The following is a 13,471-nucleotide window of genomic DNA, read 5'->3' on the forward strand; positions in this document are numbered from 1 at the left end:
GGATGGCGCAACCGGTCCGGGTTCGCAGGCTGACCGAGCAGGAGGGGCAAAAACTCCAGCACATCGTCCGGCGGGGCAGTACCAGTTCGGTGCGGTTCCGGCGGGCGATGATGCTGCTGGCCTCAGCCGGCGGCAGCACCGTCCCGGTCATAGCCCGTCTGGTCCAGGCGGACGAGGACACCGTCCGTGATGTGATCCACGAGTTCAACGAGATCGGGCTCGCATGCCTGGACCCTCGCTGGGCGGGAGGCCGTCCCCGCATGCTCAGTCCTGACGACGAGGACTTCGTCGTCCAGACGGCCACCACCCGCCCGACCCAGCTCGGCAAGCCCTTCACCCGCTGGTCGATCCGCAAGCTCGCCGATCACCTGCGACGCAACATCGCCCGGCCCGTCCGGATCGGCCGCGAGGCCCTGCGCTGCTTACTGGCTCGCCGCGGGATCCCCTTCCAGCGCACGAAGACCTGGAAGGAGTCCCCGGACCCGGACTTCGACACCAAGCTCGCCCGCATTGAGTACGCGATCAACGAGCGGCCCGACCGCACTTTCGCCTTCGACGAGTTCGGACCGCTCGGCATCCGCCCCACCGCCGGCTCCTGCTGGGCCGAGCGCAGCCGCCCCGACCGGCTGCCAGCTACGTTCCGCCGAACCCACGGGATCACTTACTTCCACGGCTGCTACTCCGTCGGCGACGACCAGATGTGGGGCGTCAACCGACGCCGCAAGGGCATCGACCACACCTGGACGGCCTTGAGAACGATCCGTGCCGCTAGGCCGGACGGCGCCCCGATCTACGTGATCCTCGACAACCTCTCCGCCCACACGAACTGGCGGATGAAGCGGTGGGCGGCCAAGAACAAGGTCGAACTGTGCTTCACTCCGACCTACGCCTCCTGGGCCAACCCCATCGAAGCCCACTTCGGACCGCTGCGACAGTTCACCTTCGCCAACTCCCACCACCGCAACCACACCGTCCAGACCCGGGCCCTGCGCGCCTACCTGCGCTGGCGGAACAAGAACGCCCGCCACCCGGACGTCCTCGCCGCCCAACGACGCGAACGCGCCCGCATCCGCAGCGAGAAACGCATCCGCTGGGGAGGCCGCCCCAGCACCACCGCAGCTTGAGCGGCCTGCCGAGCAGCCGATCCGGCGATCAGCTGACGTGGGCGGCGATGGTTCGCGCACACAGCAGGGACTCCGTACGCGTCGTGTCCACCTCCAGGTCATAGAGGACCCCCTCGTGAACCACATCCGCCTGCGACGCGGCCATCCCGTGGATGCGATCTCCTCGTGCGACCTCACGGCCTGCGGCGACCGCACTCTCGCACCTGACGCCGACCCACAACACGGCCAGTCCGCCCAGTGCCTTCTGCCACCGCTGCTGGGACGCCGCTCCGCCGAGGAAGACATCATCGATGATGACCCTGGCGCCTGCACGGGCCATCGCCACGACGCCGTCCATCCAGGCCGCCTCCAGCGCCCGGAAGTCCGCCCCGACGCTCACCTCGCCATCCGCCGCGAACACGATTCCCTCGTCCGACGCCTGCATCTTCGCGGGCATAGCGTCGACGAACGAATCGCACCCGAACGCCAACCACGGATCCGGCAGTACAGCCTGCAGACACCGTACGATCCCTGACTTCCCCGAGCTGGAACCACCGTTGAGAATGATCATCTGAGTCGTCACCGCGCCACGGGAAGGCGCTTCCCACACGGCACGAAACGAATATCGGCACACACTGCTCCGCTGCCACAACCCGGTGAACGTTCCCGGTCACGGCACTAGACAGCTCCCACCACACCGGAGGTCTTCGCCATGTTCAAGACCTGCCGAGTGTCAACAACGCTCGTGATCTATACAACTAGCGGCCGGGCCGGTCAACTTGCTGAGTGCGTGTCAGGGAACCCCAGCGTGTCTTTGCGCGTTCCAGCCCCGCCTGTGCTCCCAGGTGGGGCGACCGCCCACAGGCCAGGGTGATTTGCGCAGGTGCTGCGAGTACCGTGATCCTGTGGATCAGAAGACCAGCTTCCCGCCCCGCCCGCTCCGAGGGGTGCGCGCCGTGTACGCCCGGCAGGCGGGGTGCCCGTCGGACTTCGCGGACGTCACCGTGGACTTCGAGCCGTGGGAGGAAGGCGTCGCCTTCGAATCGCCTGCCGACCTGGCCATCCGCGGTGACGCGACCCCGGAGGAGGCGGCCGAGTTCCAAGCCGCGGTCGCCGACGGCGTACACGAGGAGCTGGCCGCGCTGGAGACCGGGACCACGGTGGCGGTGGCCGTCGTTCTTCGCGCCATGGGAATCCACGCAGTGGACTCCCACCCGAGGGCATTCCACCACGCAGGGCGGCTCGCCGTCCGCAACGCCCTCGTCCTCACCCGCCCCCCAGCCAGGCCCAAAAGATCGTCGCCGCAGAGCTGAGCGAAGGGGCACCGTGAGCGGTGCACGGCCGATTGCGGCATCCTTCGGACCAAGCCGCCACAGACGTCGATCCCGGTGGCCGTCGAGACCAGCCGCGGCCTGCTGGTCGCCGCTCTGAGGCAGGGCCCTCGGCAGGTCTACGCGGCCCCCCGACGGCTGCCTCCTCCTCCTACCACGACCGGTCGAATCCGCACTTGGCCGTCGACTTCAGCCCTCTGCTCGGGGATGGCCCGCCCGGCCCGGACGGCTACGGTCAGTCGGCCGGATCATCTCCAGTCTGGGAACCCCGAATTGGGCCGACGGCTACTGCTGGGGATCGACCCGGTAGGGGCGCATGCCGCGTTTCTGGTAGTTGCCCAGGGCGTGGGGGTGGTCCTCGGTGCAGGTGTGCAGCCAGACCCGGCGCGCGGTGGGTGCGTCGAGGGGCTCGGTGGCCCATGCCTGGCGCAGGGCGAGGGTCAGGGCATAGCCGCCGAGCCCTTTGCCCAGGTATGCGGGGAGCAGGCCGAAGGCGGTGATCTCGACGTTGCCGCCCGTCCCGGGCTGGAGGTAGGCAACGCCGGCGGGTTCGTCCGCGAACGTGATCAGCCAGTACTGGTGCTGTGGCCGGGCCGCGAGGTGCTCCTCCCACTGTTCCTCGGTGCGGGCTGCCGCGCGCCAGCCGTAGTTCTCGCCGACGCGTGCCTGGATGCTGCGGACCAGGGGCGAGCCGGTGTCCAGGCGACGCAGGGCTAAGCCGGGGACGGCCGGGGCCGGGTTCAGGTCTGCGGGGTCGGTCATCTCCAGGTAGGTGGTGATCTTCTGCGGGACGCTGTCGTTCATCGCGCCTCCAAGTCAGTTCGGTCGTCGGCGGTGGTGGTGGTTGCGGTCGGGCTGGCCAGGTGGTGTGCAGGGCGTCGAGGAAGACGTCGATCTGCCGCAGGAACTCGGGCGGGTAGCGATCGGTCATCTGCTGGAGGCGGCAGGGGGCCGAAGTACTCCTAGGAGCAATGCTTAACGCAGGTGGTGGCCCCGGAAAAACCATGGTGGCAGGCGCTCAGGTCAGACCGGCGCGTGGATCCTGCCCGACGAACGCCCCCTGCCCGCCGACCTGAAGGCGTTCCTGGACGCCGGCACGCCACCCGTGTACGTCGGCTTTGGCAACATGCCCATGAGCACGGCCACCGACATCGCCCGGACCACCATCGCTGCGGTTCGCGCGCAGGGCCGCCGCGTGCCGGGACAACTTCGGCTTTCTCTGCCTGATCCTGAGACGCACATCCGACTGATCAGGCTGGGCCTCCGGTAAGCCCGCGCGTCGGGCAAGGGCGGTCGAAGCGTTCGATCCCGCCGTCGCTCTACGGGCGATAGCGCCGGCCGGGTCTCACTTGCGGGTGGTCCCGACCTGTCGTCAGGGCCCTCGTGAACCCACCTCCACGATGAGGCCCAGGGCGGCACGACCTACGGCGGCTGCGCCCTGCCAGCGGGCGATCGACCGTGAACGGCCGGACGCCACGCCCGTGCCCGGCGCCCGCCCCAGGGGCTTACCAGTCCGTAGCCGTGATGCTGTAAGACTGGGCTATCTCCAGGCACTTGCTCTGGGCGTACGTGTGCGTTCATGGCGAGATCATCGAAGAAGTCCGGCGATGGTCGTCCAGCGACTGCTCGCAGGTGGCGCCGCCCTCCCCGCGCACCTCATGGTGCTCCGTGCACCTCGTTCGCTGCCACTCACGGCAGTCGCCGCCGTCTGACCCGCACCGATCGCCCTGGTCCCCAACTGGTCCCCAAAAACGATCTTGAGGCCGTATCGGATGCTTCCGATACGGCCTCCGACCTGCGTAAATGCAAGTCGGGACGACAGGATTTGAACCTGCGACCCCTTGACCCCCAGTCAAGTGCGCTACCAAGCTGCGCCACGTCCCGGTGCGCGTCGTCCCGGTTTCGGCCGGGGTGGGCGCGCAAGAGAACATTACCTCACTCCGGGGGGCGGGCGGACGCACGGGGGGCCGGGGGGCGGGGGAGAATGGGGGTGTGAGCAGGACGTCGAGGGATCGGGACGGTGAAGGGCGGGCGCGCAGTGCGCGGCCGCGGGACGGGTTGGGGCGGCCGTTGCCGTATGGGGCCGAAGGGGTGGCGCGGCAGCCCGAGGGGGTCGTGCGGAGCGCCGCGCAGACGCTGGAGGAGGCGCAGCGGCTGCTGGACGCGGGGATGCCGTTCCATGCGCATGAGGTGTTCGAGGACGCCTGGAAGTCGGGGCCCGAGGAGGAGCGGGCGCTGTGGCGGGGGCTCGCGCAGCTGGCGGTGGGGCTGACCCATGCGGCCCGGGGGAACACGGCGGGTGGTGCCCGGCTGCTGGGGCGTGGAGCGGGGCATCTGGCGGGGTGTCCGGCGGTCCATGGGATCGATGTGGCCGGTGTGGTGGCCTGGGCCGAGGAGCTGGCGCGGCGGCTGGACGGGCCGGCCGCCCCCGTCGATCCGGCGGCGGAGGCTCCCCGGCTGCTGGCGGCGCCGGGCCCGCGCTGAGGCTCACTCCTGGAGCAGGACCACCTCCAGGGTGCGGGGGCCGTGGACGCCCTCCACCCGGTCGAGTTCGATGTCGCTGGTGGCCGAGGGGCCGGAGATCCAGGTCAGCGGGCGGGTCGGGTCCAGGCGCGGCATCGCCTGCGGGACGGACGCGACGACCTGGGAGGGGGCCCGTACGACGCAGATGTGGTGGTCCGGGACCAGGGTGATCCGGCGGCGGCCCTGGGCGGGGCCGCCGTCCAGGACGAGCGTGCCGGTCTCCGCGACGGCCAGCGCGCAGCCGGTGACGACGCTGTCCACGCGGTCGAGGTCGGCCGGGGTGAGGCTCGCCCGGTCCTCGACGCGGGCCGGGCCGCCCGGCGCCAGCCACGCGGGCGGCAGACCCGCGGGCACCAGTACGGTCCGCGCGCCGCGCGCGGCCAGCAGCCGCGCGACCAGCCCGGCCACTCCGGCCGGGTCGGTGCGGTGGACGAGCGCCCGGTAGTCGGCCAGGTTCTCGTGGAGCAGGTCGAGGACCGCGGCCGGATCGTCGGGCGTGTGGCTGGTGCGGTAGTCGCGGAGGATCTCGGGGGCCGGGGGCGCGTCGGCGACGGCGGCGCGGATCCGGGCGAGGATCCGCTCACGGGAGCCGGTGGTCATGTGCGGTTCTTCCTCCACCAGTCGCGGAACGGTTCCGTAGGGAGTTCGGGCAGGTCACGGCTTTCCGTCCAGGCCTTGGTGCCCGGCGGGCGGGCGGGGTGGACCCCGCGGGTCCTGGCGGCGAGGCGCTCCCCCGCGGCGAGCACGGCGGGGTGGTCGAGGACCCAGCTGGCCGCCTTGACGGCGGCCTTCTCCAGGCGGTGCCCGCCCTGTTCGACGACCCGCTCGCGGAGGTGGACGAGGACTTCGGGGATGTCGATGGCGACCGGGCAGACGTCGTAGCAAGCACCGCAGAGCGAGGAGGCGTACGGCAGCGACGCGTCGATCTCGCTGGTGGTGCCGCGCAGTTGGGGGCTGAGGATGGCGCCGATCGGGCCGGGGTAGACGGAGCCGTAGGCGTGGCCGCCGGCCCGTTCGTACACCGGGCAGACGTTGAGACAGGCCGAGCAGCGGATGCAGCGCAGCGCCTGGCGGCCGACCTCGTCGGCGAGGGTGTCGGTGCGGCCGTTGTCGAGGAGCACCAGATGGAAGGTGCGCGGGCCGTCGCCGTCGGTGGTGCCGGTCCACATCGAGGTGTAGGGGTTCATGCGTTCGGCGGTGGAGGAGCGCGGCAGGGTCTGTAGGAAGACCTCCAGGTCGCGCCAGGTGGGGACGGTCTTCTCGATGCCGACGACCGAGATGAGGGTCTCGGGCAGGGTCAGGCACATCCGGCCGTTGCCCTCGGATTCGAGGACGACGAGGGTGCCGGTCTCGGCGACCATGAAGTTGGCGCCGGAGACGGCGACCTTGGCGCGCAGGAACTTCTCGCGCAGATGGAGGCGGGCGGCTTCGGCGAGGTCGGCGGGGGTGTCGGTGAGGCCGTCGGGGGCGGGCCGCCCCCAGTCGGCCATGGTCCGGGCGAAGAGGTCGCGGATCTCGGCACGGTTGCGGTGGATGGCGGGGACGAGGATGTGCGAGGGGCGGTCGTCGCCGAGCTGCACGATGAGTTCGGCGAGGTCGGTCTCGTAGGCGGTGATGCCCGCGGCCTCCAGGGCTTCGTTGAGCCCGATCTCCTGGGTGGCCATCGACTTGACCTTGACGACCTCGCGTTCGCCGGTGGCCTGGACGAGTGCGGTGACGACCGCGTTCGCCTCGGCGGCGTCGGCGGCCCAGTGGACGGTGCCGCCGGCGCGGGTCACCGCGGCCTCCAACTGCTCCAGGTAGGTGTCGAGATGGCGCAGGGTGTGGTCCTTGATCCGCCGGCCCGCCTCGCGCAGGCGGTCCCAGTCGTCGAGCTCGGCGACGGCGACCGCCCTCTTGGCGCGGATGGTGTGGGTGGCGTGGCGGAGGTTGGCGCGCAGGGTGGGGTTGTGGACGGCGGCCTTGGCGGCCTCGGGGAAGGCCGGCATGCCGAGGAAGGTGTCACTCACGCCAGGGCTCCTCTTCCGTGCTCGCGAGGATCTCCGCGAGGTGCAGGGTGCGCAGGGGGGCGGCATCGCGGCGCAGGATGCCGCCGAGGTGCATGAGACAGGAGTTGTCGGCGCCGCACAGCACGTCCGCGCCGGTGGAGAGGGCGTGGCGGACCTTGTCGCGACCCATGGCCGCCGAGACGTCGGGGTTCTTCACGGCGAAGGTGCCGCCGAAGCCGCAGCACTCCTCGGCGCCGGGCAGTTCGCGCAGGTCGAGTCCCTTGACGGCGTCGAGGAGTCGGCGGGGGCGGGTGCCGAGCCCGAGGGCGCGCAGGCCGTGGCAGGAGGGGTGGTACGTGACGGTGTACGGGAAGTACGCGCCGACGTCGGTGACGCCGAGGACGTCGACCAGGAACTCGCTGAGCTCGTACGTCCGGGGCGCGAGGGTGGCGGCCCGTTCGCCGAAGGAGGCGTAGTGGTGGCGGACCATCGCGGCGCACGAACCGGAGGGGGTGACCACGTACGCGTAGTCCTGGAAGGCGCGGACGGTGCGGCGGACCAGGGGCTCGGTCTCGCGGCGGTAGCCGGTGTTGTACGGGGGCTGGCCGCAGCAGGTCTGGTCGGCGGGGAAGTCGACCTCGACCCCGAGCCGTTCCAGGATGCGGACGGTGGCCACGCCCGTGGACGGGTACACGGCGTCGTTGACGCAGGTGACGAAGAGGGCGACGCGCATGGCCGCAGGATATGCCGGGGCGGCCGGGCCGGGTAGGAGCGCGGGTGGCCGCCACCCGGCCGGGCGCCGGCGGGCGGTGTTCACCAGATGAGACGCAGGGCCTCCGGAGAGCGGTGGATGAGGGTGGGGCGCATGACCACCTCGTGGTCGGGGTCGAGGCGCAGCCCGGGGAAGGTGCGGGTGAACAGCGTGAGGGTGGCCTTCAGTTGGGTACGGGCCAGCTGGGAGCCGGGGCAGCCGTGGGCGCCGTGTCCGAAGGCGAGATGGCGCGAGGGCGGGCGCGTGAGGTCGAAGGTGTTGGGGTGGGCGTGCCGGGCCGGGTCGCGGTTGGCGGCTCCGTAGGCGACGAACACGGCGGCCCCGGCGGGCAGTTCGGTGCCGGCGAGGGTGACCGGGCGGGTGGTGGTGCGCCGGAAGCCCTGGACGGGGGTGTCGTAGCGGGCGGCCTCCTCGATCGCGGCGGGTATGAGCTCGGGCCGCGCGCACAGCAGCGCCCACCGCTCCGGTTCGCGCAGCAGATGCAAGACGGTGGTGCCGATGAGCGCGGTGGTGGTGAGGTGCCCGGCGATGAGGAAGTTCTGCAGGCTGGCGACGAGTTCATGGCGCTGGTCGAGGGTGAGCTCGCCGCTTCCGGGGGCGAGGGCGGCGACCATCGCCGAGCACAGGTCGTCCTTCGGCTGTGCGCGCCGCGCGCGGGCGTAGCGGTCGAGGAGGTGCTGCAGGTCCACGACGTCCTGGGCGGCGGCGATCTGCTCCGCCTCGGGCAGCGGGCGGAAGAGCAACTGTTCGGCGCGGTGGCCGCCGTGCACGGCGGCCGGAACGTCCTCGGGGTCGAGTCCGATGAGCCGGCCGACGACGGCGCCGGGCAGCCGGCGGGCGTACGACTCCATGAGCTCGGTCCGCCCGTCGTTGGCGAAGCTCCGGACGAGCTCCTTCGCCCGCTCGGCGGCGAACGAGGCGAGGGCGGCGGTCCTGCTGGCGGACAGGGCGCGGTTGAGCGGGGCGCGGTGGCGGCGGTGGGCGGCGCCGTCGGTGGAGATGACGGTGGGCCGGTCGCCGAGGCCTCCGGCGAGGACGGCGAGCGCGGCGGGTGCGGGCAGCACGTCGGGGCGCAGGGCCTGCGTCGAGGAGAAGTCCTCGGGCCGCAGCAGGACGTCGCGTACGTCGGCGTCGCGGGCGACGAGCCAGGCGTCGAGTTCAGGGACGAAGGTAAGTCCGGGCTGTTCGCGGGCGTGCCGGTAGAGGGGGTAGGGGTCTCGTTGCAGCGCGTCGAGAAGGGCGTGCTCGTGCGCGTCCACGCGGCGCCTCCGGGGCGGATGGGGGGTGCGGGCGGGTGGGGCGGGTCGGGCGTCTGCGGCCATCGTGACCGGGCCCGGCGCGCCCTGGCTACGCCCCAGCCATGGATTTCGGCGTACCTGCCCAACTTCGCGGCACGGCACCACGCCGGTGTCCGGCACCCCGCGCCGACGGGGTGGGTTCAGCGCAGCAGGCCCATGAGGACGGAGGTGTGGCTGCGGTCGGGGTCCTTGGCGGCGGTCAGCAGCGTGAGCGGGCCCTTCGCGGCGAGCTCCCGCAGCCGCCGGAGCGCCTCGGCGGCCTCGGGTGCGGTGAGCTCGGCCTCGTAGCGGCGGCGGAACTCCTCGTACGTCCCGTCCGGGCCGTGGTACCAGCGCCGCAGTTCGGCCGAGGGGGTGAGGGCCTTGGGCCACTCGTCGACATGGGCGTCGGCCTTGGCGAGGCCGCGCGGCCAGAGGCGGTCGACCAGGACGCGCAGGCCGTCGGCGGACTCCGGCGGATCGTAGACGCGGCGGACGCGGAGGTGCGGGGTGGATCGCTGCATCCGTCCAGGGTGCACCGGCCAGGGGTCCGCGGACGGGCGGGCCGTGGCCGGCGTGCGGGTGTGTCGCCCCGATGCCGCCCGGGTCAGACGGCGAGGGTGGGGCCGGTCCCGGCGCGGCGCCGGGCCTCGCACAGGGCGCGGTGGCGGCGCCAGGCGGACCAGCCGCGCTGCTTGAGGTCGTCCTGGGCCATCGCGTAGGTGCGGCCGCCGACGACGTACTCCATGAAGTGGGCGACTCCGAGCTCGAACTCGGCTCCGCGGTCGATGGGTCGACGGCGGCCGAAGGAGCGGCCCAGGTACTCCGTGGCGCTGGACATACGGTGCGGTCCTCCCGGTCTTCCCCCGTCCTGCTCTGGCGCGGTCCACTGTCGCGCAGGGAGCCGGGCGGGCGCGGGGACACCGTTCGACGATCACCCGTCGAACGTCTGAACACCAGGTGTACCGAGCGCGGGCAGGAGCACCGCCTCGACGAAGGAGGGCAGGGCGGCCGGGTCGGCGAGGCGGTCCTCGAAGAGCCGCTCGACGCGCAGGACGCCGAGGAAGCAGGGGGCGACGAAACCGATGGCGGGGTTGTCGGCGGCGACCTCGCCGCGTGCGACCCCGCGCCGGACCATCGCGTCCAGGGCGGCGACCTCGGGCTGGAGCACGGTCTCGCGCAGCGCCTCGCGCAGATCGGGGTGCTGGAGGTAGGCCTGGGTGACCGCCTCGAGGAGGGCGGTGTCGCGGTCGCAGCGGGCGGCGGCGGCCAGTGCCGCCGCGCGCAGGTCCCCGGCGAGCGAGCCGGTGTCGATCCCGGTGAAGAAGGTGGTGCGGCTCTTGTCCAGGGCGGCGGTGACCAGCCGCGGCTTGGTCCCCCACTGCCGGTACAGGGTCGCCTTGCCGCATTTCGTGCGGGCGGCGACGCCCTCCATCGTCACGGCGTCGTAGCCGCCCTCGCGGAGCAGGTCGAGGACGGCCTCGTACAGCTCGCGCTCCCGCTCGGGCGTGATCTTGCTGCGGCGCGCGGCGGCGGTGGCGGCCTGCGTGGACATGGAGTTCCTTCCCGGTACGGGCGGGGCGGTGCGCACACCCGAGGGTAGGGGCCACACAAACGAGACGCAAACGTATCGAGACGTTTGCGTCTCGATGATTTCGGATCTAGGCTTCCCCCGTTTGCCGGTGATGTGCCGGGATGTCGGATCACCGGATGTCTGGATCTAAGGGGCCGCTCGGATGGCTGCCGGAATACGTTCCGCGGGGCGCGCGGGTGCCGCGCGGGAAGCGCGGCCGCCGCTCGGGCGGGAGCTGCTGCTCGTGGCCGCGCTCTTCCTCGTCTACATGGCGGGCCGCCGACTCGCGACGGGCCACGAGAGCCGCGCGCTGCACAACGCCGAGGGGATCTGGGAGCTGGAGCGGGCGGTGCGGCTGCCCGGCGAAGGAGCCGTGCAGCGGCTGCTGCTGCACAGCGAGCCGCTGGTGCACACCGCCAACGCCTACTACGCGGCCGTGCACTTCCCGGCCACCGTCGCCTTCCTCGCCTGGCTGTACTGGCGGCGCCCCGCGCACTACCTCTGGTCCCGGCGGGTGCTCACCCTGCTCACCGGCGCCGCGCTCGCCCTGCATCTGCTGCTGCCGCTCGCGCCGCCCAGGATGCTGGCGGCCGCGGGCCTGGTCGACACCGCCCGGGTGTACGGGCCGTCCGTGTACGGCGCGGCGCCCGGGACGGACTCGCTGGCGAACCAGTTCGCGGCGATGCCCTCGCTCCACGTCGGCTGGGCGCTGATGGTCGCGGTCGGACTGATCCGGGCGACCGCGGGCCGGTGGCGGTGGCTGTGGCTGCTCCATCCGCTGGTGACCCTGCTGGTCGTCGTCTCCACCGCCAACCACTACTGGCTCGACGCGCTGGTGGCGGCCGTGCTGCTGGGCGGGGCGCTGCTGTCCGTAGGGGCTCCGGGGCGGCCGTTCGCCGTGGCGGCGCGGCCGGCGGGAGCGCTGCGGTGAACGGGATCGTCGCCGCCGTCCTGCTGTCGCTGGTGTCGGCCGCCGGGTACGCGTTCGCCGCGGTCATCCAGTCCCGGCTGTCGGGGAGCGTGCGCGACCTGCTCGCGAGGCCCCTGTGGTGGTGGGCGGTCGGTCTCAACGCGGCCGGGGCGCTCGCCCATGTCGGCGCGCTGCACTACGGGCCGCTGACGCTGGTTCAGCCGCTCGGGGCGCTCACCCTCGTCGCCGCGCTGCCGCTGGCGGCGTACCGGGAGCGGCGGCGGGTGACCCGGGCCGAGTGGCGCGGGGCGCTCGCCACCCTGGCCGGTCTTCTCGGGCTGATCGCCCTCACGGGCCCGGCCACCCCGGGCGACGCGCTGTCCCTGCCGGAGGCGCTGGGCGTGGCCGCGGCGACGGCCGTGCTGATCGCGGCCCTGGCCCGGGGGCGCCGCGGGCTCGGTCAGGCGACCGCGTCCGGTGTCGCCTCGGCCGCCGCCTCCGCGCTCACCCAGACCCTGACCGCCTCGCTCGCGCTGCGGCAGCCCGGCGGGACGGCCCTGTGGTGGCAGACGGCGCTGCTGGCGGTGGTGATCTCGGCCTTCGCGGCGGGCGGTCTCGTGCTGTCCCAGAGCGCGTACCGGGTGGGGCTCGCCGCGCCGCTGGCGGTGGTGAACCTCGCCAACCCGGCGGCGGCCGCGGTCATCGGTGTGAGCCTGCTCGGCGAAACGTTCCGCGCGGGCGTCTGGGGCTGGCTGCTCGCGGCGGCCTCGGCGGCGCTTGCCGCGCGCGGGGTCCTCCTGCTGACCCTGCCGCCCGCCCCCGCCGGGCCCCGCCCCGCGCCCCTGCCACCGCCACGCGGCCCCGAACCGGCCGGCACCCCGGCCGGACTGACGGGCTGACGGGGCTGACGGACCGGAGGCGAGGACGGCGGAACGGCCCCGTCCACCCACCCGTACCGCATCTGTATGCAAGGCACGTACGACGCCCGGAGTCCGATCCAGTGGACGGAGCTCCGGGTGTCGTACGTCCTGCGGCAGAGGTGCCGGTCAGCCGGCGAGGAGTGGTTCCCGGCCGCCGCGCATCGCGCGTAGATACGTCCTGCGGGTCTCCTCGTCCACGGCGACCTGCAGCTCGTCGCGCAGGCGCGACTCGCACAGCTCGAACCAGCGCTGGACCTGGCGGAGTTGGCCCAGCGCCGCGTGAACGGACATCAGCGTCCGGTACGTGGGCTCGTGGTACGGCTCGCTCTCCAGGATCCGGTGGCCCCAGTGCATGGCCGCCAATAGGTCGCCGGAGCGCAGCGAGGCCTCCATCACCTGCTGGACCGCGTAGAGGAAACGGCTGTGCAGCCATTCCCGCCGGACGTTGATCCACTCCGCCGACGAGCCGTACAGGAATTCGCCGTGATACATGTCCGCAGCACGCCTGAAATATGGCGTGGCCTCGTCAAGACGGCGGGCCACCGTGGCCGCCTGCCCCTTGTCGATCAGCTCGTCGAAGATCTCGTAGTCGATCCGGACGTCGTCGACTTCCAGCCGGTAGCCGGATCCCACCGTCTCCAAGCGGAGGGGCCGTTCGTGTGACGACGTGGCTACTGTCTGCGTCGCAGCACCCCCACCGGCCGGAAGCAGAATCCGCCGCAGGTTGTGGACGGCGACCTTCACATGGCTGGAATTCGTACCCCACTCAGCCTCGGGCCAGAGCGCCTCGTACAACGTGTCCCGAGAAACTATCCGCCCTTTGCGCAGCAGCAGGAATTGCAGGAGCTCCTTGGTCTTTCCGGCCGACCACCGCTCGACCGATATACCCCCCATACTGAAGCGAAATTCGCCGAGGCCGTTCACTTCAGCTCTTGCTTCCATCAATAGACCTTTCCGCGTGTGCCGAGTTGTTGATCGCACAGGCGCCCCCCAGGTCGCCGCTGTTCTTCCCCTGTGTCGCCACGGGCCCCGAATGGTTCATTCGCAAGCTATGCGCGCCGGCCAAGTCGGCCA

At 72.1% G+C, this 13,471-nt stretch carries 15 protein-coding genes, 1 tRNA gene and 1 pseudogene; 6 read left to right on the forward strand and 11 right to left on the reverse strand.

What is annotated here, in order from left to right:
* Positions 1-2: 2 nt before the first annotated feature.
* Entirely contained in the window at positions 3-1,124 is a 1,122-nt protein-coding gene (locus ACZ7LT_RS10150) for an IS630 family transposase (RefSeq protein WP_471235523.1), read from the forward strand.
* A gap of 28 nt (positions 1,125-1,152) precedes the next feature.
* Here the strand turns inward: ACZ7LT_RS10150 and cpt are convergent, their stop codons facing one another.
* Positions 1,153-1,686 (reverse strand): chloramphenicol phosphotransferase CPT, encoded by a 534-nt coding sequence (cpt, locus tag ACZ7LT_RS10155; protein ID WP_471235524.1) that lies wholly within the window; start codon positions 1,684-1,686, stop codon positions 1,153-1,155.
* 322 nt (positions 1,687-2,008) lie between these two features.
* Here cpt and ACZ7LT_RS10160 point away from each other — a divergent pair, with 322 nt between their 5' ends.
* Positions 2,009-2,416, forward strand: coding sequence for a hypothetical protein (locus ACZ7LT_RS10160; protein ID WP_471235525.1), 408 nt, complete (start codon positions 2,009-2,011; stop codon positions 2,414-2,416).
* Between the two features lie 303 nt (positions 2,417-2,719).
* On the opposite strand, the gene ACZ7LT_RS10165 is transcribed toward ACZ7LT_RS10160, so the two are convergent.
* Positions 2,720-3,238, reverse strand: a complete 519-nt coding sequence (locus ACZ7LT_RS10165; RefSeq protein WP_471235526.1) for a GNAT family N-acetyltransferase — start codon at positions 3,236-3,238, stop codon at positions 2,720-2,722.
* A gap of 220 nt (positions 3,239-3,458) precedes the next feature.
* Here ACZ7LT_RS10165 and ACZ7LT_RS10170 point away from each other — a divergent pair.
* Positions 3,459-3,632 (forward strand): annotated as a pseudogene (locus tag ACZ7LT_RS10170) (glycosyltransferase); the annotation flags it as partial.
* A 612-nt stretch (positions 3,633-4,244) separates the two neighbouring features.
* Here ACZ7LT_RS10170 and ACZ7LT_RS10175 read toward each other — a convergent pair.
* Positions 4,245-4,318 (reverse strand) — tRNA-Pro (locus tag ACZ7LT_RS10175).
* A 108-nt stretch (positions 4,319-4,426) separates the two neighbouring features.
* Between ACZ7LT_RS10175 and ACZ7LT_RS10180 the strand changes: the two genes are divergently transcribed.
* Entirely contained in the window at positions 4,427-4,918 is a 492-nt protein-coding gene (locus ACZ7LT_RS10180) for a DUF309 domain-containing protein (RefSeq protein WP_471235527.1), read from the forward strand.
* Positions 4,919-4,921: 3 nt separating this feature from the next.
* Here the strand turns inward: ACZ7LT_RS10180 and ACZ7LT_RS10185 are convergent, their stop codons facing one another.
* The 7 genes from ACZ7LT_RS10185 to ACZ7LT_RS10215 form a co-directional block, all read right to left on the reverse strand.
* Positions 4,922-5,557: a LutC/YkgG family protein gene (locus ACZ7LT_RS10185; RefSeq protein WP_471235528.1), complete on the reverse strand. Its 636-nt coding sequence runs from the start codon at positions 5,555-5,557 to the stop codon at positions 4,922-4,924.
* Entirely contained in the window at positions 5,554-6,966 is a 1,413-nt protein-coding gene (locus tag ACZ7LT_RS10190) for a lactate utilization protein B (protein WP_471235529.1), read from the reverse strand. The genes ACZ7LT_RS10185 and ACZ7LT_RS10190 overlap by 4 nt, the downstream gene beginning before the upstream one ends.
* The gene (locus tag ACZ7LT_RS10195) at positions 6,959-7,678 is read right to left on the reverse strand and encodes a (Fe-S)-binding protein (RefSeq protein WP_471235530.1); all 720 of its coding nucleotides are present in this window, start codon (positions 7,676-7,678) and stop codon (positions 6,959-6,961) included. The genes ACZ7LT_RS10190 and ACZ7LT_RS10195 overlap by 8 nt, the downstream gene beginning before the upstream one ends.
* Positions 7,679-7,758: 80 nt before the next feature.
* Positions 7,759-8,976 (reverse strand): cytochrome P450, encoded by a 1,218-nt coding sequence (locus ACZ7LT_RS10200; RefSeq protein ID WP_471235531.1) that lies wholly within the window; start codon positions 8,974-8,976, stop codon positions 7,759-7,761.
* Positions 8,977-9,155: 179 nt separating this feature from the next.
* On the reverse strand, positions 9,156-9,518 hold the full coding sequence (locus ACZ7LT_RS10205) for a DUF488 domain-containing protein (protein ID WP_471235532.1): 363 nt from the start codon (positions 9,516-9,518) through the stop codon (positions 9,156-9,158).
* Positions 9,519-9,601: 83 nt separating this feature from the next.
* Positions 9,602-9,835 carry a hypothetical protein gene (locus tag ACZ7LT_RS10210; protein WP_471235533.1) on the reverse strand — a complete coding sequence of 78 codons (234 nt, stop codon included), beginning with the start codon at positions 9,833-9,835 and terminating at the stop codon, positions 9,602-9,604.
* A gap of 93 nt (positions 9,836-9,928) precedes the next feature.
* Positions 9,929-10,549 (reverse strand): TetR/AcrR family transcriptional regulator, encoded by a 621-nt coding sequence (locus ACZ7LT_RS10215; protein ID WP_471235534.1) that lies wholly within the window; start codon positions 10,547-10,549, stop codon positions 9,929-9,931.
* Between the two features lie 181 nt (positions 10,550-10,730).
* On the opposite strand from ACZ7LT_RS10215, the gene ACZ7LT_RS10220 reads away from it, so the two are divergent.
* Both ACZ7LT_RS10220 and ACZ7LT_RS10225 read left to right on the forward strand, forming a co-directional pair.
* Positions 10,731-11,498, forward strand: coding sequence for a phosphatase PAP2 family protein (locus ACZ7LT_RS10220; protein ID WP_471235535.1), 768 nt, complete (start codon positions 10,731-10,733; stop codon positions 11,496-11,498).
* Positions 11,495-12,376, forward strand: coding sequence for a DMT family transporter (locus tag ACZ7LT_RS10225; protein ID WP_471235536.1), 882 nt, complete (start codon positions 11,495-11,497; stop codon positions 12,374-12,376). Before ACZ7LT_RS10220 ends, ACZ7LT_RS10225 begins: the two co-directional genes overlap by 4 nt.
* Before the next feature lie 147 nt (positions 12,377-12,523).
* Here ACZ7LT_RS10225 and ACZ7LT_RS10230 read toward each other — a convergent pair whose 3' ends face one another.
* Complete coding sequence (locus ACZ7LT_RS10230; RefSeq protein ID WP_471235537.1) at positions 12,524-13,291, reverse strand: AfsR/SARP family transcriptional regulator; 768 nt, start codon at positions 13,289-13,291, stop codon at positions 12,524-12,526.
* Between the last annotated feature and the right edge of the window lie 180 nt (positions 13,292-13,471).

The organism is Streptomyces sp. NPDC039465 (genome assembly GCF_055639315.1).

What these genes read in the sequence shown, in the direction of transcription:
- ACZ7LT_RS10185 (WP_471235528.1), bottom strand. Translation starts at nt 5,557, where the DNA reads ATGACCACCGGCTCCCGTGAGCGGATCCTCGCCCGGATCCGCGCCGCC.
- ACZ7LT_RS10150 (WP_471235523.1), top strand. Translation starts at nt 3, where the DNA reads ATGGCGCAACCGGTCCGGGTTCGCAGGCTGACCGAGCAGGAGGGGCAA.
- ACZ7LT_RS10195 (WP_471235530.1), bottom strand. Translation starts at nt 7,678, where the DNA reads ATGCGCGTCGCCCTCTTCGTCACCTGCGTCAACGACGCCGTGTACCCG.
- ACZ7LT_RS10230 (WP_471235537.1), bottom strand. Translation starts at nt 13,291, where the DNA reads ATGGGGGGTATATCGGTCGAGCGGTGGTCGGCCGGAAAGACCAAGGAG.
- ACZ7LT_RS10215 (WP_471235534.1), bottom strand. Translation starts at nt 10,549, where the DNA reads ATGTCCACGCAGGCCGCCACCGCCGCCGCGCGCCGCAGCAAGATCACG.
- ACZ7LT_RS10205 (WP_471235532.1), bottom strand. Translation starts at nt 9,518, where the DNA reads ATGCAGCGATCCACCCCGCACCTCCGCGTCCGCCGCGTCTACGATCCG.
- ACZ7LT_RS10210 (WP_471235533.1), bottom strand. Translation starts at nt 9,835, where the DNA reads ATGTCCAGCGCCACGGAGTACCTGGGCCGCTCCTTCGGCCGCCGTCGA.
- ACZ7LT_RS10220 (WP_471235535.1), top strand. Translation starts at nt 10,731, where the DNA reads ATGGCTGCCGGAATACGTTCCGCGGGGCGCGCGGGTGCCGCGCGGGAA.
- ACZ7LT_RS10165 (WP_471235526.1), bottom strand. Translation starts at nt 3,238, where the DNA reads ATGAACGACAGCGTCCCGCAGAAGATCACCACCTACCTGGAGATGACC.